This window comes from Verrucosispora sp. SN26_14.1, assembly GCF_004307965.1.
GTDB lineage: Bacteria > Actinomycetota > Actinomycetes > Mycobacteriales > Micromonosporaceae > Micromonospora.
Map to the genome: position 1 here is coordinate 1 of NZ_SISL01000061.1, position 20,341 is coordinate 20,341.

At 72.6% G+C, this 20,341-nt stretch carries 20 protein-coding genes and 1 pseudogene; 8 read left to right on the top strand and 13 right to left on the bottom strand.

Annotated features, from left to right (window positions below; all coding sequences use genetic code 11):
• Positions 1–133: 133 nt before the first annotated feature.
• The 4 genes from EYA84_RS08850 to pdxH are packed head-to-tail and all read right to left on the bottom strand — an operon-like array spanning position 134 to position 3,660.
• Positions 134–736: a nitroreductase family protein gene (locus tag EYA84_RS08850; RefSeq protein ID WP_131052552.1), complete on the bottom strand. Its 603-nt coding sequence runs from the start codon at positions 734–736 to the stop codon at positions 134–136.
• A gap of 19 nt (positions 737–755) precedes the next feature.
• A complete protein-coding gene (locus EYA84_RS08855) occupies positions 756–1,685 on the bottom strand; it encodes an aldose 1-epimerase family protein (protein ID WP_131052553.1) in 930 nt (309 codons plus the stop codon).
• An 11-nt stretch (positions 1,686–1,696) separates the two neighbouring features.
• Positions 1,697–3,037 (bottom strand): MFS transporter, encoded by a 1,341-nt coding sequence (locus EYA84_RS08860; RefSeq protein ID WP_131052554.1) that lies wholly within the window; start codon positions 3,035–3,037, stop codon positions 1,697–1,699.
• Complete coding sequence (gene pdxH / locus EYA84_RS08865) at positions 3,034–3,660, bottom strand: pyridoxamine 5'-phosphate oxidase (RefSeq protein WP_131052569.1); 627 nt, start codon at positions 3,658–3,660, stop codon at positions 3,034–3,036. The genes EYA84_RS08860 and pdxH overlap by 4 nt, the downstream gene beginning before the upstream one ends.
• Before the next feature lie 278 nt (positions 3,661–3,938).
• Here pdxH and EYA84_RS08870 point away from each other — a divergent pair, with 278 nt between their 5' ends.
• The 3 genes from EYA84_RS08870 to sepH all read left to right on the top strand — a co-directional run bounded on the left by EYA84_RS08870 (position 3,939) and on the right by sepH (position 7,910).
• Positions 3,939–5,045 carry a citrate synthase 2 gene (locus EYA84_RS08870; protein ID WP_131052555.1) on the top strand — a complete coding sequence of 369 codons (1,107 nt, stop codon included), beginning with the start codon at positions 3,939–3,941 and terminating at the stop codon, positions 5,043–5,045.
• 397 nt (positions 5,046–5,442) lie between these two features.
• A complete protein-coding gene (gene serC, locus EYA84_RS08875; protein WP_131052556.1) occupies positions 5,443–6,570 on the top strand; it encodes a phosphoserine transaminase in 1,128 nt (375 codons plus the stop codon).
• 260 nt (positions 6,571–6,830) lie between these two features.
• Entirely contained in the window at positions 6,831–7,910 is a 1,080-nt protein-coding gene (gene sepH, locus EYA84_RS08880) for a septation protein SepH (protein ID WP_131052557.1), read from the top strand.
• Positions 7,911–7,952: 42 nt separating this feature from the next.
• Here the strand turns inward: sepH and thpR are convergent, their stop codons facing one another.
• The 5 genes from thpR to EYA84_RS08905 all read right to left on the bottom strand — a co-directional run bounded on the left by thpR (position 7,953) and on the right by EYA84_RS08905 (position 12,564).
• Positions 7,953–8,534 (bottom strand): RNA 2',3'-cyclic phosphodiesterase, encoded by a 582-nt coding sequence (gene thpR, locus EYA84_RS08885; RefSeq protein ID WP_131052558.1) that lies wholly within the window; start codon positions 8,532–8,534, stop codon positions 7,953–7,955.
• A gap of 17 nt (positions 8,535–8,551) precedes the next feature.
• The gene (locus EYA84_RS08890) at positions 8,552–9,061 is read right to left on the bottom strand and encodes a hypothetical protein (protein WP_131052559.1); all 510 of its coding nucleotides are present in this window, start codon (positions 9,059–9,061) and stop codon (positions 8,552–8,554) included.
• A gap of 93 nt (positions 9,062–9,154) precedes the next feature.
• Positions 9,155–10,432: an MFS transporter gene (locus EYA84_RS08895; RefSeq protein WP_131052560.1), complete on the bottom strand. Its 1,278-nt coding sequence runs from the start codon at positions 10,430–10,432 to the stop codon at positions 9,155–9,157.
• A 76-nt stretch (positions 10,433–10,508) separates the two neighbouring features.
• A complete protein-coding gene (locus EYA84_RS08900) occupies positions 10,509–10,958 on the bottom strand; it encodes a MarR family winged helix-turn-helix transcriptional regulator (protein WP_131052561.1) in 450 nt (149 codons plus the stop codon).
• 130 nt (positions 10,959–11,088) lie between these two features.
• The gene (locus tag EYA84_RS08905) at positions 11,089–12,564 is read right to left on the bottom strand and encodes an NCS2 family permease (protein ID WP_131052562.1); all 1,476 of its coding nucleotides are present in this window, start codon (positions 12,562–12,564) and stop codon (positions 11,089–11,091) included.
• 86 nt (positions 12,565–12,650) lie between these two features.
• On the opposite strand from EYA84_RS08905, the gene EYA84_RS08910 reads away from it, so the two are divergent.
• Positions 12,651–12,893: a DUF2530 domain-containing protein gene (locus EYA84_RS08910; protein WP_201272337.1), complete on the top strand. Its 243-nt coding sequence runs from the start codon at positions 12,651–12,653 to the stop codon at positions 12,891–12,893.
• Between the two features lie 33 nt (positions 12,894–12,926).
• Here the strand turns inward: EYA84_RS08910 and EYA84_RS08915 are convergent, their stop codons facing one another.
• A complete protein-coding gene (locus EYA84_RS08915) occupies positions 12,927–13,763 on the bottom strand; it encodes a DUF3027 domain-containing protein (protein WP_131052563.1) in 837 nt (278 codons plus the stop codon).
• Positions 13,764–13,850: 87 nt separating this feature from the next.
• On the opposite strand from EYA84_RS08915, the gene EYA84_RS08920 reads away from it, so the two are divergent.
• Positions 13,851–15,524, top strand: coding sequence for an MFS transporter (locus EYA84_RS08920; protein ID WP_131052564.1), 1,674 nt, complete (start codon positions 13,851–13,853; stop codon positions 15,522–15,524).
• Positions 15,521–16,171: a futalosine hydrolase gene (locus tag EYA84_RS08925; protein ID WP_131052565.1), complete on the top strand. Its 651-nt coding sequence runs from the start codon at positions 15,521–15,523 to the stop codon at positions 16,169–16,171. The genes EYA84_RS08920 and EYA84_RS08925 overlap by 4 nt, the downstream gene beginning before the upstream one ends.
• Positions 16,172–16,227: 56 nt before the next feature.
• On the opposite strand, the gene EYA84_RS08930 is transcribed toward EYA84_RS08925, so the two are convergent.
• Positions 16,228–17,193 carry a GNAT family N-acetyltransferase gene (locus EYA84_RS08930; protein WP_236145669.1) on the bottom strand — a complete coding sequence of 322 codons (966 nt, stop codon included), beginning with the start codon at positions 17,191–17,193 and terminating at the stop codon, positions 16,228–16,230.
• Positions 17,194–17,892: 699 nt separating this feature from the next.
• On the opposite strand from EYA84_RS08930, the gene EYA84_RS08935 reads away from it, so the two are divergent.
• Positions 17,893–18,741, top strand: a complete 849-nt coding sequence (locus tag EYA84_RS08935) for a 1,4-dihydroxy-6-naphthoate synthase (RefSeq protein ID WP_131052566.1) — start codon at positions 17,893–17,895, stop codon at positions 18,739–18,741.
• On the opposite strand, the gene EYA84_RS08940 is transcribed toward EYA84_RS08935, so the two are convergent.
• Positions 18,702–19,088, bottom strand: coding sequence for a cold-shock protein (locus EYA84_RS08940; RefSeq protein ID WP_131052567.1), 387 nt, complete (start codon positions 19,086–19,088; stop codon positions 18,702–18,704). The genes EYA84_RS08935 and EYA84_RS08940 overlap by 40 nt on opposite strands.
• A gap of 28 nt (positions 19,089–19,116) precedes the next feature.
• Complete coding sequence (locus EYA84_RS08945; RefSeq protein WP_131052568.1) at positions 19,117–19,740, bottom strand: HAD family hydrolase; 624 nt, start codon at positions 19,738–19,740, stop codon at positions 19,117–19,119.
• Between the two features lie 83 nt (positions 19,741–19,823).
• Between EYA84_RS08945 and EYA84_RS08950 the strand changes: the two are divergent.
• A pseudogene (locus EYA84_RS08950) lies at positions 19,824–20,341 on the top strand (hypothetical protein); the annotation flags it as partial.

Genomic DNA, 20,341 nt, shown 5'->3' on the forward strand with positions numbered 1-20,341 from the left:
GTCACGGGCGCCGCGTGCCGCGGCGCCCGTGACCGTGCCAGCGTAGCCGCAGCACGCACCCCACGTTCTGCTCCTTGATGCCAGTTTCGCCACCGGTCGTCCAGTTCCGCACCGGACGAACCGGCGTTTTCGGTCAGCTCCACCGACCCCGACGGACGACCTCGTCGACCGGACGGCGTCCCCGACGCAAAGATGGTGACCGGTGGTCGGGGGCACGGTAACCGATCGTGAGCGCGCCGATCGGGTGGTACGCCTCAGGCACGCCGAACGCCTCCCGGTAGGACGACAACCGCTGCGGCGGGATGCCGAAAAAGCACGACCCGAGCCCCTCGTCCACGGCGGTCAGCATCATCAGCAACGCGGCGAATCCGGTGTCGACGAACCAGTACGGCACCGGCCAGCGGTCCGTCGACCGGTCCTCCCAGCCCTTGTCCGGCTCGGCGTACCGTTCGAGGTAGACGGAGCGGTTCGCGTGCGGCACCACGATCAGCGGAGCACGCCGCATCCCGGTCAGCCAGCGTCCCGTACCGCCGTCCTCCGGGGTGCTGACCGCCCAGAACCGCTCCCGGTCCGCCGGCTCCTCCAGCACCAGGAAACCCCAGCCCTGCGAGAAGCCGGCCGACGGGGCGCGGACCGCGTGGTCCATCAGCCGCTCCACGACCTCCGGCGGGACCGGACGGTCCGGGTCGTAGTTGCGCACCATGCGGCGCCGCCGGACGACCTCTGCGAACTCCACGTCGTACCTCCTCGCCGGCTCAGTTGCCCGGCCGGACGCCCCAGTCTCCGCGCCAGGTGTCGCCAGGCGCCAGAGTGATCAGATCCCGACCCGAACGGTAGGCGTCCGGCGGGCAGGTCATCGGCTCCACCGCCACCGACCGGCGGAAACGCTCCCCGGTCAGGGTGTCACCGGTGTAGACCTGCCACCAGCCGAACTGGGCGTCGGCCCAGATCTCGAGGCCGTGCGAACGGTCCGGTGCGCTCAGCGTCACCGCCGAGCCGCCGTCGGCGTTCCGGATCACCTGCCCGAATGCCAGGTCCAGCACCGCGTCGCCGATCCGGCGCGGCTCGGTGTAGTCGTACTCGGTGCCGGCGACCTTGGCCACGCCCACCGGCAGCAGCCGCCCGTCCAGCAGCAGCCGGGTCTCTCCCGGCACCCGCATCACCACGTCCTCCACCGCCACCCCGGGCAGTCGCAGGTAGGGGTGCACGGAGAAGCCGAACGGCACCGACTCCACGCCGACGTTGGTCACCTCGTGCGCGGCCCGCAGCCCGTCGGCCCCCACGCTCCAGCGGGTACGCAGCCGCAGCGGCCACGGGTAGCCCGGCTGCGCCGGCATGTCGAGCCCGACGACGACCTCGTCCGGCCGCTGCTCGACGAGCTCCCAGCGGGCCCAGTTGACCAGGCCGTGGATGGCGTTGTGCCGCTCCGGCTCGGTGAGGTGGAGCTGGTACGACTGCCCGTCGAAGGGGTACACGCCGTCGCGGATCCGGTTCGGCCAGGGAGCCAGCACCTGCCCGGCCGAGCCGGGGCACAACTCGTCGGCGGCGTACCCGTCGAGGTGCTCCACCCCGTCCTGCCGGTAGGTGCGGACCCCGCCGCCCACCTCGACGATGACCGCCTCGTGACCTGCGGCGGAAATGGTCCACTGTGCCCCGGACAGGGGACGCGGCTCGCTGCTGCTCATGTCGCCAGACCCTAGCCCCCGGAACCGCTCTCCGCTCGCCGTGCCGGGTGGTCCTCGGAAGCGCCCTCGGCGGTCGCCGTCACCGGCGGCCGGTACCGCCGCAACGCCGGGAACGCCACCGCGAGAACGACCGCCAGCCCCGCCGCCACGAGACCGCCGCCGACCCACGCGACGCCGCTGCCGAAGCCGGTCGCCATGGCACCCGCCCGCAGGTCGCCCAGGCGCGGCCCACCCGCCACCACCACGGTGTTGACGCCCTGGAGCCGGCCGCGCATCCGGTCCGGCGCATAGATCAGCAGGATGGACTGCCGCACCACCGAGCTGATCAGGTCGGCCGCCCCGGCCAGCACCAGCAGGACGATGACCAGCCAGAGCTGCCGGGCCAACCCGGCCAGCGCCACCGCCAGGCCCCAGCCCACCACGGCGAGCACCAGCACCAGCCCCTGGCGGCGTACCCGGCCGATCCAACCGGAGACGAGCCCGGCGAGCAGCGAGCCGATCGCGATCGAGCTGTAGAGCCAGCCCACCGCCGCACCCCCGCCGAACCGCTCGGTGGCGACCTCGGGGAAGAGCGCCCGGGGGAAGGCGAACACCATCGCGATCAGGTCGATGGCGAAGGAGAGCAGCAGCACCGGGCTGGCGGCCAGATACCGGAACCCGTCGACGACACTGCGCAGCCCGGCCTGCCGGGGCGTACCGTCCGGGTCCGGCTCGGGCGGCATCGCGGGCAGCCGCAGGGCCGCCCAGACCAGGGCGACGAGCAACACCGCGTCCACCGCGTACGCGATCGGCAGCGCCACGTCGAGGTGCCAGGTGGCCAGGATCAGGCCGGCGGCCAACGGCCCGAGGACCGAGGTGGCCATCGCGGTGGTGAAGTTCAGCGTGGTCGCGGCGGGCACCAACTCGGCCGGGACCAGCCGGGCCACCAGCGCGCTGCGGGCCGGCCCGCTGATCGCGTACGCGACCGAGCTGAGCGCCACCAGCCCGAGCAGCAGCAGCGGGCTGCCCACCCCCAGCAGCGCCTGCGCCAGCAGTCCCGCCACCGCGACCCAGAGCAGCACCGAGCCGGCGGTCAACACCAGCCGACGGTCGATGGCGTCGGCCACCGCCCCGCCCCAGAGCCCGAACACCAGCAGCGGCACGAAGGCGGCGATACCCAGCAGCCCGACCCAGAGCGAGTCCTGGGTGAGGGCGTACATCTCCACCGGTACGGCGACCGCGGTGAACTGGAAGCCGAACATGGCGATGCCGTTGCCGAGCCAGAGCCGCCGGTACGCGGTCACCCGCAGCGGACGCAGGTCGATGGCCCAGCGCCGCCGTTCGCGGGGCCGGTCTGTCTCGGTCGAGGTCACGGGGCCAGCCGCTCCACGACCCAGTCGTCGGCGTCGCGGCGGAACCGCAGCCGGTCGTGCAGCCGACTGGCCCGGCCCTGCCAGAACTCCACCGAATCGGGCCGGACCCGCAGCCCGCCCCAGTGCGGCGGGGCGGGGATCGGGTCCACGTCGGCGAACCGCTCCGCCACCGCCCGGTACGCCTCGTCCAGCGCCGCCCGGTCCGGCAGGACCGACGACTGGGCACTGGCCCAGGCACCCAGTCGGGAGCCGCGCGGCCGGCTGGCGAAGTACGCCTCGGTCTCCGCCCGGTCGATCCGTTCCACCCGGCCGGCGACGATCACCTGCCGCTGCATCGGGAACCACGGGAAGACCAGGCTGGCGTACGGGTTGACGTCCGCCTCGACGCCCTTGCGCGAGCGGTGGTTGGTGAAGAAGACGAAGCCCGCCGGGTCGTAGCCCTTGAGCAGCACAGTCCGCGCGCTCGGCCGCCCCTCGGCGTCGGCGGTGCCGACCACCATGGCGTTGGGCTCGGGCAGCCCGGCGGCGACCGCGTCGGCGAACCACCTGTCGAACTGCGTGTGCCACTGCGCCGCCAGGTCGGCCTCGACCAGGCCGGTGTCCGCGGCGTACTCGTGACGCATCCCCGCGGGTGGCGGTGTGTCGCCCGTCACGTTTCCTCCCTCTGGATCAGGCTGCCCGCCCCCGCGACCAGCCCGTCGGGGCCAGTCTTACCGAGAGCCCCACGGCACCTGCCGTCGGGGATGTCGTCAGCAGCACATCCGAGACGGGTCGCATACCCGATCACCAGCAGGCAAGATGTCACGAACACACATCCGGAGAGGGTCGCCTGAGGCGCTCACCCGGCCGGGGCCGGGGCACCGAGCCGGGCGGGCGCACCGACACACACCAGGAGAAGTGAATGGCCGACTTCAAACCCGGACTCGAGGGCGTCGTAGCGTTCGAGACCAAGATCGCCGAACCGGACCGCGAGGGTGGCGCGCTGCGCTACCGCGGGGTCGACATCGAGGATCTGATCGGCCAGGTCTCCTTCGGCAACGTCTGGGCGCTGCTGGTCGACGGCCGGTTCGGCCCCGGCCTGCCGCCGGCCGAGCCGTTCCCGGTGCCGGTGCACTCCGGCGACATCCGGGTCGACGTGCAGTCCGCGGTGGCGATGCTCGCACCGTACTGGGGCCTGGACCAGATGCTGGACATCTCCGACGAGCAGGCCCGGGAGGACCTCGCCCGGGTGTCGGTGACCGCGCTCTCCTTCGTCGCCCAGTCCGCCCGTGGCCTCGGGCTGCCGGCGGTGCCGCAGAAGGAGATCGACAAGGCGGAGACGATCGTCGAACGCTTCATGAAGCGGTGGCGCGGCGAGCCCGACCCCCGGCACGTCAAGGCCGTCGACGCGTACTTCATCTCGGCCGCCGAGCACGGCCTGAACGCCTCCACCTTCACCGCCCGGATCGTCGCCTCCACCGGCGCGGACGCCGCCGCCTGCATCTCCTCGGGCATCGGTGCGCTCTCCGGCCCGCTGCACGGCGGCGCACCGTCCCGGGTGCTCAGCATGCTGGAGGCGGTCGAGCGCAGCGGCGACGCGGAGAGCTACGTCAAGGGTGTGCTCGACCGGGGCGAGCGGCTGATGGGCTTCGGCCACCGCGTCTACCGGGCCGAGGACCCGCGTGCCCGGGTGCTGCGTCGCACCGCCAAGGAGTTGGGCGCGCCGCGCTTCGAGGTCGCCGAGGCGCTGGAGCGGGCCGCGCTGGCCGAGTTGCAGGCCCGCCGCCCGGACCGGGTGCTCGCCACCAACGTCGAGTTCTGGTCCGCCGTGGTGCTCGACTTCGCCGAGGTGCCCGCGCACATGTTCACCTCGATGTTCACCTGCGCCCGGATGGGCGGGTGGAGCGCGCACATCCTGGAGCAGAAGCGGCTCCAGCGACTGGTCCGCCCCTCCGCCCGGTACGTGGGCCACGGCCCGCGCAAGCCGAACGAGGTCGAGGGCTGGGACGCCGTCCCCCACGACGTCTGAGGTGTAGGCACCGCCCGACGTCCCAGGTGTAAGGAAGGGACCCTTTCTACCGCCTCCGGTAGTACAGGGGTCCCTTCCTAACATCCAGGCCCGGCACCCGGCACCCGGCACGGACGCGCGGCGCTCGACGGCGCGGCGCTGGACGGCGCGGCGCGGAGGGCGGGTACGCGCCGGTGGCGGGTGGTGGTGTGGGCGACGCCACGGCCTGTGGCGGACGCCTCACGGTTGGGGTTGGGACCAGCACCCGGCGGGGCGTCGACGGGTGCAAGGATGAATTCCGGCAGCGCCGCCCGATGGGCTCGACCCCGGCTTCGACCGTGCACCCGCACGCGCCCGCCGTCGGTCCGCCCCACCTGCTCACCCGGGCACCGACCCATGCGGAAGGATCTTTACGACCGTGGCTGACGCACCGACCATCCGGATTCCCGACGAGATCAAGCCCGCCGACGGCCGGTTCGGCTGCGGGCCGTCCAAGGTCCGTCCGGCGGCGGTCTCCGCGCTCGCCGAGGTGGCCACCAGCTACCTGGGCACCTCGCACCGGCAGAAGACCGTCCGCGACCAGGTGTCCCGACTGCGCTCCGGCATCGCCGAGTTCTTCTCGCTGCCCGAGGGCTACGAGGTGGTGATCGGCAACGGCGGCACCACCGCGTTCTGGGAGGTCGCCACGTTCGGCCTGGTCCGTGACCGGGCCCAGTTCGCCAGCTTCGGCGAGTTCGGCGCCAAGTTCGCCAAGTCCGTCAAGGACGCGCCGTTCCTGGGCGAGCCGACGATCCGCAAGTCGGACGCGGGCAGCGCGCCGACCCTGACCGCCGAGGCCGGCGTGGACGTCTACGCCACCCCGCACAACGAGACCTCGACCGGTGTGGCGGTGCCGATCAGCCGCGTGACCGGTGCCGACCCGGGCTCGCTGCTGCTGGTCGACGCCACCTCCGGTGCCGGTGGCCTGGAGGTCAACGTCGGCGAGACCGACGTCTACTACTTCGCCCCGCAGAAGTGCTTCGGCTCCGACGGCGGGCTCTGGCTGGCCCTGATGTCGCCGGCCGCGTTGGAGCGGGCCGCCGAGATCAAGGCCTCGGGCCGGTACATCCCGGCCTTCCTCGACCTGGTCACCGCGATCGACAACTCGCGGCTGGAGCAGACCTACAACACCCCGGCGCTGGCCACCATCTTCCTCGCCGCCGAGCAGACCGACTGGATGAACTCCCAGGGCGGGCTGGCCTGGGCGGCCAAGCGGACGGCCGAGAGCGCCGCGACCGTGTACGGCTGGGCCGAGCGCTCGACCGTCGCCACCCCGTTCGTCACCGATCCGGCGCTGCGCTCCAACGTGGTCGCCACCATCGACTTCGCCGACGGGGTGGACGCCACCGCGATCGCCAAGGCACTGCGCGCCAACGGCATCGTGGACACCGAGCCGTACCGGAAGCTCGGCCGTAACCAGCTCCGGGTGGCGCTCTTCCCGGCCGTCGAGCCGGCCGACGTGGAGGCGCTGACCGCCTCGATCGACTACGTGGTCGAGCGACTCTGAGTGAACTCGCGGTGACCCTGCGGGCCCGGCCGACCCACTGTGGTCGCCGGGCCCGCGCCGTACGCCGACCATCGCCACTGTCGTACTCGTAACACTGACCCGCCGCACAGCGCTCAGCAGCGGGGAATTAGGCTGCTCAGCTCGACTTGCCCGGGCGTGGCGTCTCCCACCAGGCTGCGGATGGGCGTACCGTGGAGCGCAACGCCCCGGGTGGCCGGCTCGTGGCGTAACGGCCAGCGAGGCGGGACGGAGGCAACGCGATGCGCCCAGTACGCTTCGTCGCCCTCTCCGAGGACGGCCAGGCCCTGGTGCTCGCCGACGAGGTCGGGCGACTGCTCGCCCTCCCCATCGACGAGCGTATCGCCGGGGCGATGCACGCCGAGCCGGGTGCGCCCACGCTCGCGGTGGCACCGTCCACCGCAGACCCGGTGCCGTCGCTGTCCCCTCGGGACATTCAGGCCCGGATCCGCTCCGGCGAGTCCGCCGAGGACGTCGCCCGGATCGCCGGAGTACCGGTCGACCGGGTGCTCCGCTACGCCGGGCCGGTGCTCCAGGAGCGGGCGATGCTCGCCCAGCACGCCCGTCGTACCCGACTCAAGGGCGCCGAGAAGCCCACGCCCCTCGCCGAGGTGGTCAACGGCCGGCTCGCCCAGCACGGGATCGACACCGAGAAGATCTCCTGGGACGCGTGGCGCCGCGACGACGGCACCTGGCGGATCGTCGCCACCTGGCCGTCCGGTAAGGCCACCGCCCAGGCGGTCTGGGATCTGGACAAGACCCGGCAGTCGGTGGCCCCGCACGACGACATGGCGCAGTATCTCTGCGCCGAGCGTCCCGCGCCGCTCCTCGGCCAGGAGCCGGCACCGGAGCGTGGCGGGCACGCGCTGCCCGGCCCGTCGCGCGGTGAGCCGAGCCGGGGTGGGCACGGGCTGCCCTCGCCGGCCGACCCGAGTCGCTCCGGTCGGGACCCGATCCGGGCCGGCCGCGACGCGCTGCTCGCCTCTCTCGACCGTCCGCTCGGCTCCACCTCGGGCCGTGGTCTCGAGCCCCGCTCGCCCGCCGCGCTCGCCGGTGGCCAGGACACGCCGCGCCGGGCCGTCGGTGGCGGCGCAGCCGCGCTGCTCGGCGGTGGTCAGGGTTCCGCCTTCGACGACGACGCCGACGCGCCCAAGGAGGTCCCGGCCGTGCCGTCGCTGGCCGTGCTGCGACCGCGCCGTACGGGTGCCCCGGCCGCCTCGACCAACGAGTCGACCGAGGCCGGCGCCAAGCCGCGTAAGCGGCTGCCGAGCTGGGACGACGTCCTCTTCGGCAGCGGTCCTGCGGCCCGCGAGTCCTCCTGACCGGGCACCGGCCACGCGCCGGTGCCCGCCGAGGGCGCTGAGCTAGGAGAGCGGCCACGCCGCGAGGCGGTGATGGGCCGGCTCCGGCCCCACCTCGCTGCGGGTGAGGACGAGTTCCCCGGCCGCCCATTCGGGTCCCCGGTAGTCCGTCAGGGCGGTGAGATCGGCGTCCACGTCGGCCGGTGACATCCGGTCACCGGGGCGGGCCACGGTCAGGTGCGGACGCAGCGGTTTCTCGTCGTACGGCAGGCGGGCGTGACGTAGCCGGGAACGGATCAGCCGCCCCAGCACGTGCACTGCCTCGACCTCGCCGCCCACCCCGACCCAGAGCACCGTGAAGCGTCCCCGGCCGAACCGCCCACCACCGGCCAACCGGAGTCGGGGTGCGGCGGTGCGCCCTTCCCGCGACCACTCGGCGGCGAGCCCCAGGGCACTCTCCACCTCGACCAGCCGCCCCGGGTCGACGTCACCGAGGAACGCGAGGGTGAGGTGGGCCCGCGCCGGGTCGAGCAGTCGGACGTTGGTCCCGGCGTCAGCGGCGGCACCGAGCCGGAGCCGGGCCACCCGGTCGGTCAGGTGCGCGACCGCCTCGGTCGGCGGATGGATCGCGGTGAAGAGTCGCACCGGGTGAAGGATCGCAGCTACCGGTGCCGTTCGCGCTGCCCGGGGCGGGTCGCCGGCAGTCGCAGCCCGGCGGCGTCCAGCTCACTCTCCACCCGGACCCGTTCGATCTGCCGGTCGACGCCGGTCAACTCGGCCAGGTGCTCGGTCACGCCGAGTGCCCGGCAGGCCAGCCGGAGCCGGTCGTCGTACGCGTCGAGCACGCTGCTGTGCCACACCACGGCCGCCCCGGCACCGCCGACCCGTTCCCGCCGCAGGCACCGCAGGTCGGCCGCGATCTGCTCCAGCGGACGCCGGTCGTGCCGGTCCAGGGCGTCGAGGTCGGCCCGTACGGCGTGCCCGTCGGCGGCCAGCGACCGGCGCAACGCGACGATCAGCCGCTGTTCCCGACGCCGTACGCGCCACTGCGCGCACCCGTAGGTGGTCCGGCCGATGATGTCGTCGGCACCGACCACCAGCACGATCAGTACCGGCAGGAGGACAACGCCGGTCAGCGACAGGGCGAGCAGCAGCGAGCGCAGGACCTCCACGGAAAGAAGCTATGCCGATGCGGAGCGTGATGTAACCGATTTTCCGGTATCCGCGCCGGGCACCCCACCACGCGGGCACCCGGCACCGTGGGCTCAGACCTGGGTGACGTAGAAGCGCGGCATCGGCAGGATCCGGAACCGCAGCCGGGCGCCGTCGTGGCGAAGCTGCCAGGCCAGCGCGATCAGGGCGGCGGCCAGGGAGATCAGCCCACCGGCCCAGATGCTGACCCCGGCTCCGAAGGTCTCCGCGACCCAGCCGATCAGTGGCGCGCCGACCGGGTTGGTGCCCAGGAACACCAGCACCCACAGAGCCATCACCCGGCCCCGGAAGGCCGCGTCGGTGCCGAGCTGGACCCGCTGGTTGGCCGCCTGGGCGAAGAAGACCATGAAGAAGCCGGTCGGCACCAGCAACACCACGACCATCCAGTACGTGGGCGCGAGGCCGACGAGCGTCCCGAACACGGCACAGGCGACGGCGGCACCCAGCACCAGCCACACCGAGGGACGGCTGCGCCGCCCGGTGCCGGCCAGCGCACCCACCAGCGCGCCCACCGCGAGCGTGGTGCTGAACAGGCCGAACGAGGCCGCCCCGGTCTCGAACACGGTCTTGGCCAGCGCCGCTAGGGTGAGCTGGAAGTTGAACAGTGCCATGCCGATCACGGACATCACGGCCATCGGCAGCACCAGGTCGGGGCGTCGGCTGACGTACCGCAACCCGTCCAGGACGGTCGCCGAGGCCCGCTCGTCGCGCGGCGGCAGCGGATCCCGGTGCAGCTCGGCGGTACGCATCTGGATCACCGTGATGAGCGGGCCGATCGAGCTGAGCGCGGTGAACAGGAAGACCGGTCCGACGCCGAAGAGGGCGATGGCGACACCGGCGACAGCGGGGCCGACGATCCGGGCCGAGTTGAACACGGCCGCGTTGAGCGAGAGCGCGTTCGGCAGCAGCGGAGTGCCGACCAGCTCGGATACGAACGCCTGGCGAACCGGGGTCTCCACCGCGTTGGCCACGCCCAGCAGGGCGGCGAAGACGAAGACGTGCCAGAGCTGGACCAGACCGGTGAGCACCAGCAGCGCCATCGCCAACGACAACACCGTCCAGAAGGCGTTGGCGACGAAGAGGAGCATCCGCTTGTCGTACCGGTCGGCCAACCGCCCGGAGATCAGTGTGAGCAGGAGCACCGGGGTGAACTGAAGGGCGACGACCACGCCGAGCGCGGTGGCCGAATCGCCGGACAGCTCAAGAACCAGCCAGTCCTGAGCGATGAACATCATCCAGACACCGATCAGTTTGACCAGTTGCCCGGAGGCGAAGAGCCGGTAGTTGCGGACTTGTAGGGACTGGAACATCGTGCTGAGCCTCGCCTGCACTCTTGGTGCGCCTCCTCGCGTCGTACGCGTCATCAACGACGGACGTCACGGCACGGCGCACACCCGGTGTGCGGTGTCAGGCTCGGGAGACTCGCTGCAGAATCTCCGCTGCGTGGTGCAGCGTCTCCCGGTCGGCATCGCTCAGCTCGGCCAGCCGGTGGGCCAGCCATTCGTCCCGTACCCGCTCGAACTGGTCGAGCACGGCCCGGCCCCCCTCGGTCGCCGCGAGGATGACCTGCCGGCCGTCGGTCGGGTGGGGCGTGCGCTGCACGAGGCCGCGCTCCTCCAGCTTCGCGACGATCTTGGTCATCGTCGGTGGCTGCACCCGTTCGACGTCGGCGAGTTCCCGCGGCGTGAGCGCGCCCGCCAGCTTGAGGCTGGTGAGCGCGGACAACTGGGTGACCGTCAGGTCACCGACCGGCCGGGCCTGGCGGACCCGCCGGTTGAGCCGGGTGATCGCATCTCGCAGCTGATGGGCCAGCTGCGCCGGTGGCATGCTCTGAGCCGTCACCGTCCGCTCCGTCACGTTAGTTAGCCTAGCTAATGAGACCCGAAGTCGGCAGCGAATATGACCACGCTCACCCGGGTGATCATCGATCCCGGGCCGGGCTGCGCCCGCGTTGTGCGCGGTACGCACGCCCGACCCGGGGCCGGCGTCAGAACAGCGACTCGATCGGGCCGCGCAGGAAGTACACCACGAACAGCACCGCCACCCCGTACAGCAGGGGGTGGATCTCCCGGGCCCTGCCCTTGGCCAGCTTCATCACCACGTACGCGATGAGCCCGGCACCGATGCCGTTGGAGATGGAGTACGTGAACGGCATCAGCACGATGGTGAGGAACGCCGGGATGGCGATCTCGTGGTCGGACCAGTCGATGGTGCGTACCGCGGTCATCATCAGGAAGCCGACCACCACCAGCGCGACCGACGCCGCCTCGAACGGCACCACCACGACCAGCGGCGCGAGGAACATCGCCAGCAGGAACAACACGCCCGTCACCAGGTTGGCCACGCCGGTCCGGGCGCCCTCCGCGACACCGGCGGCACTCTCGACGAACGACGTGTTGCTGGAGACGCTGGCCGCACCACCGCTCGCCGCGGCGATCGAGTCGACCAGCAGGATCTCCTTGGTCCGGGGTGGGGTGCCCTGGTCGTCGAGCATGCCGCCCTCCTGACCGACGGCCACCATCGTGCCCATCGTGTCGAAGAAGTCGGTGATCAACAGCGTGAAGATGAACATCAGCACGACCAGCCAACCGGCCCGCTCCCACGACCCGAGCACGTTGAACTTGCCGAGCAGCGACAGGTCCGGCACGTCGAACGGGTTGCTGGGCAGCGTCGGGACGTTCAGCGACCACCCCTTCGGGTTCGGTACGCCGTTGACCATCGACGGGCCGATGTTGCCGAGCGCCTCGACCACCATCGCCAGCAGCGTCGAGGCGAAGATGCCGATCAGGATGGCCCCGCGTACCCGGCGCACCACCAGCGCCAGGGTCAGCAGCAGACCCACCACGAACACCAGCATCGGCCAGCTCACCAGCTTGCCGCCGATGCCCAGCCCCACCGGGACGGTGGTGTTCGCCTCGTCGGGGAGTCGCCGGACGAAACCGGAGTCGACCAGCCCGATGATGGTCAGGAACAGTCCGATGCCGACGCCGATCGCCGTCTTCATCTGGGTCGGCACCGCGCGGAACACCGCGGTACGCAACCCGGTCAGCACCAGCACCGCGATGATCACACCCTCGATCACCACCAGGCCCATCGCGTCGGCCCAGGTCATCTCCGGAGCGATCTCGTACGCCACCAGCGCGTTGACCCCGAGACCGGCGGCCACCGCCAGCGGGAAGCGGCCGACCACCCCCATCAGGATGGTCAACAGACCCGCGAGCAGGGCGGTGGCCGCCGCGATCGCCGGGATCGGCAGCGTGTTGCCGTCGCCGTCGGCGGCACTGCCGAGGATGAGCGGGTTGAGCACCACGATGTACGCCATCGTGAAGAAGGTCGCCAGGCCACCGCGTACCTCACGGCTCATCGTCGAGCCGCGGGCCGAGATCTCGAAGTACCGATCGAAGCCGTTGCGGGGACGGCCGGGATCGAGTGGGGTGCCCTCGTCGGGCGGCGCTACTGCCATCAGGAACCTCACAGCAGATCATCGGGTTGTCGCGCGCATCGTCGCAGAACCCGAGGCGGTGGAAAAGCGTCACGTACCCTGGCCGGGTGCCGAAGCAGCAGCCCCGCCCCGAGCCGCTCGACCCGCCGATGGTGCCGTTCGCGCTGGCCGGGATCGTGGCCTGGGCGGTCGCCGGCCTGGTGCTGCTGCCGTTCCGGGACCGGCTGATCGACAGCGGTCACGAGAACTGGCTCTGGATCTGCCTGGCCGGCTTTCTGTGGGGCTTCCCCGGTCTCGCGGTGATGATGCGCCACGACGCCCACCGACGGCGACGACGCGCCGCCGGCTGAGCGAACCCGCCGGGGCGGTCCGCCTCCTGCCGATCAGGAGTGGCCGTACGGCTCCGCCGGCTCGCCGGACTCCACGGACCCGGGCGCACGGCTGACCGTCATCGGCTCCATCGCGCTGTCGTCGTACACCGTGGGCATCTCGTCCACCGGCGTCTCGGCGTCGACCAGGGTCTCCGAGTGGGCACCACATCCGTGGTCGGCGCTGACCACCCGGCCGTCGTCCGGGGCGTAGAAGTTGCCGCACACGCCGAAGCAGAGCCGCAGGTTGCCGGCGAGCGGCAGATAGAAGCCGCAGGTGCCGCACCGGGCGGCGGCGGGCGCGGCGGTCGAGATGGGCGCCGTCGGACCGTGGTCGCCGTCGTACCAGCGCTGTGCCGCCTCGGCCCGACCCTCCCTCGACAACACCCGGGGCCGACCGAGCCCCAGCTCCCACGAGGTCTCCTCGACCGCCGAGTCGTCCGAGAGCAGGTAACCGGGCTGGAGCCGCTCGTCGTCCGGCGGCGTCGGCAGCAGGTCACCGGGGCCAAGGTCACCCGGCTTGAGCCGCTCCTGCCAGGGCAGCCAGCCGGGCGCGAGCAGCGCGTCCGGTCCGGGCAGCAGCACCGTCTCGCAGATCGTCACGGTCCGGCTGCGCGGCACCCGGGTGACGGTGACCGCCCACCGCCAACCGCGATATCCGGCCTGACGGCACTCGAAGTAGTGGGTGACGAGTCGGTCACCCTCAGCCACAACTTGCAGGTGGTCGCCGACATCGTCGGGATCCACCTCGGTGATGCCGGCGCGGGCCACCTCGACGGCGGCGGCGCAGACCTGGTCGAGACGAGCGGCGCGGGCGGAGGCGGGCCTGGTCACCCAACCATTGTCACCCATGCGCGGCTCCGACTGTGAGGCACTCCCCAGAGGTGTTCTCCGGCGGTGACGCGCCAAGTGTCGGCCGGATGGTTCAGGATGGGTGCCATGCCGCTGTCCTCCCGCTCCGAGAGGTCCCTCCTCGGGCGGACCGTCGGCACCGGAATCCGGGCCGTCCGGCTGCTGCTGCGCGGCTCGGTGAGCAGCGGACGCTGGGTGACGCGCAGTGCCGCCCGGGCCCGGTCCCGGGGTGCCGGCGGCGAGACCGGCATGGTCCGCATGTTCGACCTGCACGCCGTCTCCTGTGCCGGGGACACGCTGATCGCCATCGGCCTGGCCGGGACGATCTTCTTCAACGTGCCGCTCGGCGAGGCGCGCAGCAAGGTCGCGCTCTATCTGCTGGTGACCATGGTGCCGTTCGCCATGCTCGCCCCGGTGGTCGGCCCGCTGCTCGACCACTTCCGGCACGGTCGGCGGTACGCGTTGGCCACGACCATGCTGGGTCGGGCCTTCCTGGCCTGGTTGATCTCCGACTACATCCACGGTTTCGGGCTCTACCCAGCGGCGTTCGGCGTACTCGCGCTCTCCCGGGCGTACGGCGTGGCCAGATCCGCCGCCGTGCCCAGACTCCTACCCGAAGGGCTCGGGCTCTCCCAGGTCGGCGCCCGTGCCAGCGTCTACGGCACGGTGGCCGGTGCCCTGGTCGCCCCGATCGGACTGGCCGCGTTCTGGTTCGGGCCGCAGTGGCCGCTCCGGGTCGCCTCGGTCATCTTCCTGGTCGGCATGGTGGTGGCGCTCCGGCTGCCGCCGAAGGCCGACTCCGAGCCACCGGAACGGGTTCCCCGCCCGCTGCGCGCGCTGCTGCGCCGTACCGGTGACCGACCACTCGGCCGGGGTCGACCCGCCGGGCGGCTGGTGATCTCCAACCTCGTCGGCGCGGCCACGTTACGCGCGATCTACGGCTTCCTGCTGCTCTTCCTCGCCTTCAGCATCAAGGCGGGCGACCTGACCACCGTGGTGTTCGGGCGTGAACTGGGTGACGAGGGAGCACTCGGCGTGGTCGGCGGCGCCCTTGCCGTCGGCACCTTCCTGGCCACCGCCATCGGCACCCGACTGCGCATCCACCGGCCGGCCGCACTCCAGTCCAGCGGCATGATCATCGTGGCCGGGGTGGGCATACTCACCGTCCTGAACTTCTCCCTGCCGATGGTCGCCCTGCTCTGCGTGGTCGCGGCCATGATGAGCGGCATCGCCAAGCTGGCCGTGGACGCCTCGATCCAGGAACGCATCCCGGAACGACTGCGGGCGAGTTCCTTCGCGCACTCCGAGACGGCCCTGATGCTCGCCTTCGTCGCCGGTGGCGGGCTGGGACTCGTACCCTTCGAGGGCCGGATCGGCATCGCGGTCGCCGCCGGTGTCGGCACGCTCGCCGCCATGCGCGGCATGGTGATGGCCCGCCGGCTGCGGACCGAACGGCTGCGCGGCCGGCCGCTGACCGACGACGAGCTGGCCAGCGAGGAACGGGCCGCCGACGAAGAGGCCGCCACGGAGCAGGCCGCCCGGGACAAGAAGGCAGCCGAGCAGGCCGAAGCCGCCGAGCAGGCGAAGGCCACCGAGGCCGCCGCCGCGCCCACCTCACCCGCGCCCTACCAGGGGGGTACGACCGACGAGCGCGACCTGGCACCGCCCGGCTTCCACATCTACCGTCCGTCGTCGGCGGTCACCGGCTCCGGCGGCAGCGACGACGAGACCCGACGCAGCTCGCCGGGGCCGCTCCCGTGACCGGCCTGCTCGTGGTCACCGCCGTCCCCGCCGAGGCGGAGGCGATCCAGGCCGGTCTCGCCGACCCCACCGTGGCGGTGGTGCCGGTGGGCGTGGGCCCGGCCGTCGCCGGAGCCGCGACCGCACGTCTCCTCGCCCTCGCCGAGGGCGCCGGTCGGCCGTACCGAGGGGTGATCAGCGCGGGCGTGGCCGGCGGTTTCCCGGGCCGAGTGCCGGTCGGCGGCACCGTGCTCGGCACCCGGGCCGTCGCCGCCGACCTGGGCGCCGAGTCACCCGACGGCTTCATCCCCCTCGACGACCTCGGCATGCCGGCGGAACTGCTCGGTGGTGGCACCTCCGTCGCCGTCGACCCTGCCCTGCTGGCCCGCCTGCGCGACGCGCTACCGGACGCCACCGTCGGGCCGGTGCTGACCGTCAGCACCGTCACCGGCAGCGCCGCCAGCACCGAGGCGCTGAGCAGGCGTCACCCGGACGCCGTGGCCGAGGCCATGGAGGGGTACGGCGTGGCCGTCGCCGCCACCCACGCCGGCGTACCCTTCGCGGAGCTGCGCACCGTCTCCAACCCGATCGGCCCCCGTGACCGCGGTGCCTGGCGGATGCGCGAGGCGCTCGTCGCCCTCACCGCCGCCGCCACCGCCCTGCGCTAGCCACCCCGCCGCACGCCAGCCTCACCGTTCCGGCCGTTCTCGCGCTGATGCGGCCGTCATCGGTGTTCCAGACGGAGCGCCATGGGCCTGCTCCCCTCGATCCGGAAGCCGCAGGCCATCAGGAACTGCACGCCAGCCGACTCGGCGATGGCGCACACCGCGTGCGGGCCCACCAGACGCGTCTCCTCGACGAGCCGGCCCACCAGACGCCGTCCGATGCCCAGCCGCTGCAACTGGGGAGCAACCAGCACACCGTCCAGCACCACCTCACGCCGGTCGCCCAGGTCCACGCCGTACCGCAGGTCGAGGCTGCGCTCATGCGCACGCAACTCGCCGACCAGATCACCGTCCGGCAACTCGGCGACCAGGCGCCAGCACGTCTCCGGCACGCCGTCGGTGACGCGGCGGACCCGCACCCCGGCGAGCAACCGTTCACGCAGTCTCCGCTCGTCCCGGTACCGCCGGTTCAGGTCGAAAGTCACCTCGGGTACCCGTAACGGCCACCGCTCGGGCGGCAACGTGTACCAGTCCGCCCACCAGGCCCCCGGCCAGTCCCTGAGCGTGCGGACCCGGCGAGCGTCGAGATGAGCCGGATAGCGACGCCCCGCCGCGTCCCGCCAGCCGTCGTCCGAAGCCACCTCGCCCGCCCCCGCAGCAAGGGCGTCCCCCACAGTAAGGGCACCGCCCGCGACGAGGCCCACCGTGCCACCCGCCGCACGGACGAGCCGCTGCACGGTCCGGAAGCGCGGGTCAGCACCCCGCCCCGACTCGATCCGCGCCACCGTCGACTGCGGCACCCCGGACAGCGCAGCCAGTTCCCGCTGACTCAGGTCGGCCCGTCGCCGCAACGCCCGCAGCATCGCCCCCACATCCGTCAGCCGCTCGCCAGAACTGCCGGCTCGGGTCCGTCCGACCCGATCCACCGCACCGTCACCGCCCGCCACTCCGCCACCGCCGGCCACGCCCTCACCGCCGGCCACTCCGCCACCGCCGGCCACGCCCTCACCACTACCGTCCCCCACCATCGCTGTCCCCCGTGCCGTCGTTGGCCCATGCCATCGCTGAACGCATGCCGTCGCTGACCCGCACCATCGATGCTGACCGAACCAGGCGGCCCGCTCAACCCGCCCGACGAACCTGTGGACAACGCCTGTGGATAACTCTGCAGGCAGGCTCTTGCACCTGCTGGTGGCCGGTGCAGTGACCCCGGCAGGTCGCGCCTCCTGTACTCCCCTTGGCCGCCTTTCGAGCTGAACCGTTGGTGCTATCGCCTCCGTGACTGCCGGACAGGTGCACTTTGTGGCGAGGTCCGTTGGGGCGAGGTCCGATCCGTCGCTGCAGTCAGCTCGAAAGGGGCCGCAGTGGACAAGGCGTCAGCGTCGGGGAAGCCCGGCGACTACGTCGCCAGGCGCGTTGTCCCTGGTGTTCGCTGGGGTGAATACCTGCCCGCGCCGGAGCACCAGGGCCCGCGCCCGAACGCCACGGTCCGCGCCGGAGCCGCCAGATCCCGCGCCAAAACCGCCAGGGCCGGCACATGAGCCGCTGGGGTCTGTGCCGGGTACCGGCGGCCCAGCGTGAGATCGAACGGTGGAACGGCGGCGAGAGCCGTGGGGTGGTCCGGGTGGTGAGGACGGTCAGTGGGCGTGGTGGCGGGTGTGGGCTGGCCGACGGTCGGCGTACCGGCGGGTGGCGGGCGGTGGGGGCGGGGTTACGGTGGAGTCGTGGCGCTCTCGCTGGCGATCTCGCCCTGCCCCAACGACACGTTCGTCTTCCATGCGCTGGTGCACGGGCAGGTGCCCGGTGCCCCGCCGGTCGAGGTGACGTACGCCGACGTCGACGTCACCAACACGGCCGCCGAGCGCGGCGCGTTCGACCTGGTGAAGGTGAGTTACGCCGCCTTGCCCTGGCTGCTGGCGGACTACCACCTGCTGCCCTGCGGGGGTGCGCTGGGGCGCGGCTGCGGGCCGCTGGTGCTCACCCGGGCCGACCGGGACGGTGGGCCGGACCGGACCGACCTGAGTGACGCGACGGTGGCGGTGCCGGGCGACCGGACCACCGCGTACCTGCTGTTCCGGCTCTGGGCCGCCGGCCGGACGCCGCGCCGCATCGAGGTGGTGCCGTTCCACGAGATCATGCCCGGCGTGGGCGCCGGACGGTACGACGCCGGGCTGGTGATCCACGAGGCGCGGTTCACCTACCCCCGCCACGGGCTGACCGCCCTGGTCGACCTCGGCGAGTGGTGGGAGTCCGACACCGGGCTGCCGATCCCGCTCGGTGCCATCCTGGCGCGGCGCGGCGCGGTCGACCCGCAGCAGGCCGCCGGATGGATCCGGGACTCCGTCGCGCGGGCCTGGGCCGACCCGGCGGCCAGTCGGGCGTACGTGGTGGCGCACGCGCAGGAGATGGAGCCCGACGTGGTGGACCGGCACATCGGCCTCTACGTCAACGAGTTCACCGCCGACCTGGGGGACGCGGGGTTCGCTGCCGTGGAGGCGCTGCTCGGCCGGGCCGCCGACGCCGGGCTCGTGCCTCAGACCTCCAGCTCGCGGGCGACCGCGTGGACCAACTGAGCGACCTTCTGGGCGGTCTTGCGATCCGGGAAGCGGCCCCGGCGCAGGTCCGGCTGCACCTTCGCCTCCAGCACCTTGATCATGTCTTCGACCAGACCGTGCAGCTCCTCGGCGGGTCGGCGCCGCAACTCCGCCACGGAGGGCGGGGCGTCGAGCAGCTTCACTCCCATCGCCTGCGCGCCGCGTCGGCTGTCCACCACGCTGAAGTCGACCCGCTGGCCGCCCTTGAGGTCGGTGACACCCGCCGGTAGCGCGCCCTTCGGCAGGAACACGTCGCCACCCTCGTCACTGGTGACGAACCCGTATCCCTTGGCCGCGTCGTACCACTTCACTCGACCCGTAGGCACCTGAGAACCCCTGCTTCGCTTGAACCGTCTACTGCCTCAAGGCTAGCCGGATCATGTCGTCGAGCGCCGCCGGGAATCCGGTGAGATCCGCCAGCACGGTCGCCGCCCCGGCGGCCCTCAGCTCGTCGACCGAACAGGGGCCCGTCGCCACCGCGATCCCCGGCACCTCGGCCGCCTGCGCCGCCACCATGTCCGCCACGTGATCGCCGACGTAGTGGGTCGCACCGTGCTCCCGCAACGCCGTCGCCTTCCCCTCGGCGAAGAGGTCGCCGGCCACCTCGTCGACCGTCAGACCCAGGTGTTCCAGGTGCAGTCGGGCCAGCCGGCCCAGCTTCGAGGTGACCACCAGCACCCGGCCGCCCCGCTGCCGTACCGCGTCGAGGGCGGCCACGGCGCCGGGCAGTGGCACGGTCGGGGTGATCGCGTACGCGGGGTAGAGCTCGCGGAAGGCGTGCACCGCCTCGTCGACCCGCTCCGGCGGGAACCAGTGGGCGATCTCGGTCCGCAGCGGCGGACCCAGCCGCGACACGGCGACCTCGGCGTCGACGGGTACGCCGGTCCGCTCGGTCAACGCGCGGTAGGTGGCGGCGATGCCGGGGCGCGAGTCGACCAGGGTCATGTCGAGGTCGAAACCGACCGTCAGTTGGCGCATGCTGCGAAGCTACCCGGCCAGCCAGACCAGCCGGGACGTCCGATGGGCGCGAGCGGCCCCGGCCGGGCTAGCGTGGAACGACGATGAGCACCTCACTCGCCGACCACCTGCGGGCGCTGCCCGACGAGTCGCTCGCCGCGCTGCTCCAGGCGCGGCCCGACCTCGTCGTGCCGGTGCCCGCCGACGTCGCCGCCCTCGCCATCCGGGCCCAGTCCCGGGTCTCGGTGTCGCGCGCGCTGGACGCGCTGGACCAGTTCACCCTGCTGATCATGGATGCCGCCCGGTTGACCCGTGACCCGGTCGACGGCACCACCACGGTCGACGGGGTCCTCACGATGGCCACCACCGGCCCGCACCCGCCCGCACCGGCCGCCGTCCGTGCCGCCGTCGACCGGTTGCGTACCCTCTTCCTGCTGTACGGCCCCGACCACGAGCTGCGCCTGGTCGGTGGCGTCGACGAGATCTCCCCGTACCCGGCGGGACTCGGCCGGCCCGCCACCGAGCTGGACCCGCGCACGGCCGCACTCTGCGCGGACCCGGCGAAGCTGCGCCGCACGCTGCTCGCCGCACCGCCGTCCGCGCGGGCGATCCTGGACCGGCT

Excerpts from the sequence above, each read along its gene's own strand:
- EYA84_RS08870 (WP_131052555.1), top strand. The coding sequence starts at position 3,939 with ATGGCCGACTTCAAACCCGGACTCGAGGGCGTCGTAGCGTTCGAGACC.
- sepH (WP_131052557.1), top strand. The coding sequence starts at position 6,831 with ATGCGCCCAGTACGCTTCGTCGCCCTCTCCGAGGACGGCCAGGCCCTG.
- EYA84_RS08920 (WP_131052564.1), top strand. The coding sequence starts at position 13,851 with ATGCCGCTGTCCTCCCGCTCCGAGAGGTCCCTCCTCGGGCGGACCGTC.
- EYA84_RS08855 (WP_131052553.1), bottom strand. The coding sequence starts at position 1,685 with ATGAGCAGCAGCGAGCCGCGTCCCCTGTCCGGGGCACAGTGGACCATT.
- pdxH (WP_131052569.1), bottom strand. The coding sequence starts at position 3,660 with ATGCGTCACGAGTACGCCGCGGACACCGGCCTGGTCGAGGCCGACCTG.
- EYA84_RS08915 (WP_131052563.1), bottom strand. The coding sequence starts at position 13,763 with ATGGGTGACAATGGTTGGGTGACCAGGCCCGCCTCCGCCCGCGCCGCT.
- EYA84_RS08945 (WP_131052568.1), bottom strand. The coding sequence starts at position 19,740 with ATGCGCCAACTGACGGTCGGTTTCGACCTCGACATGACCCTGGTCGAC.
- EYA84_RS08905 (WP_131052562.1), bottom strand. The coding sequence starts at position 12,564 with ATGGCAGTAGCGCCGCCCGACGAGGGCACCCCACTCGATCCCGGCCGT.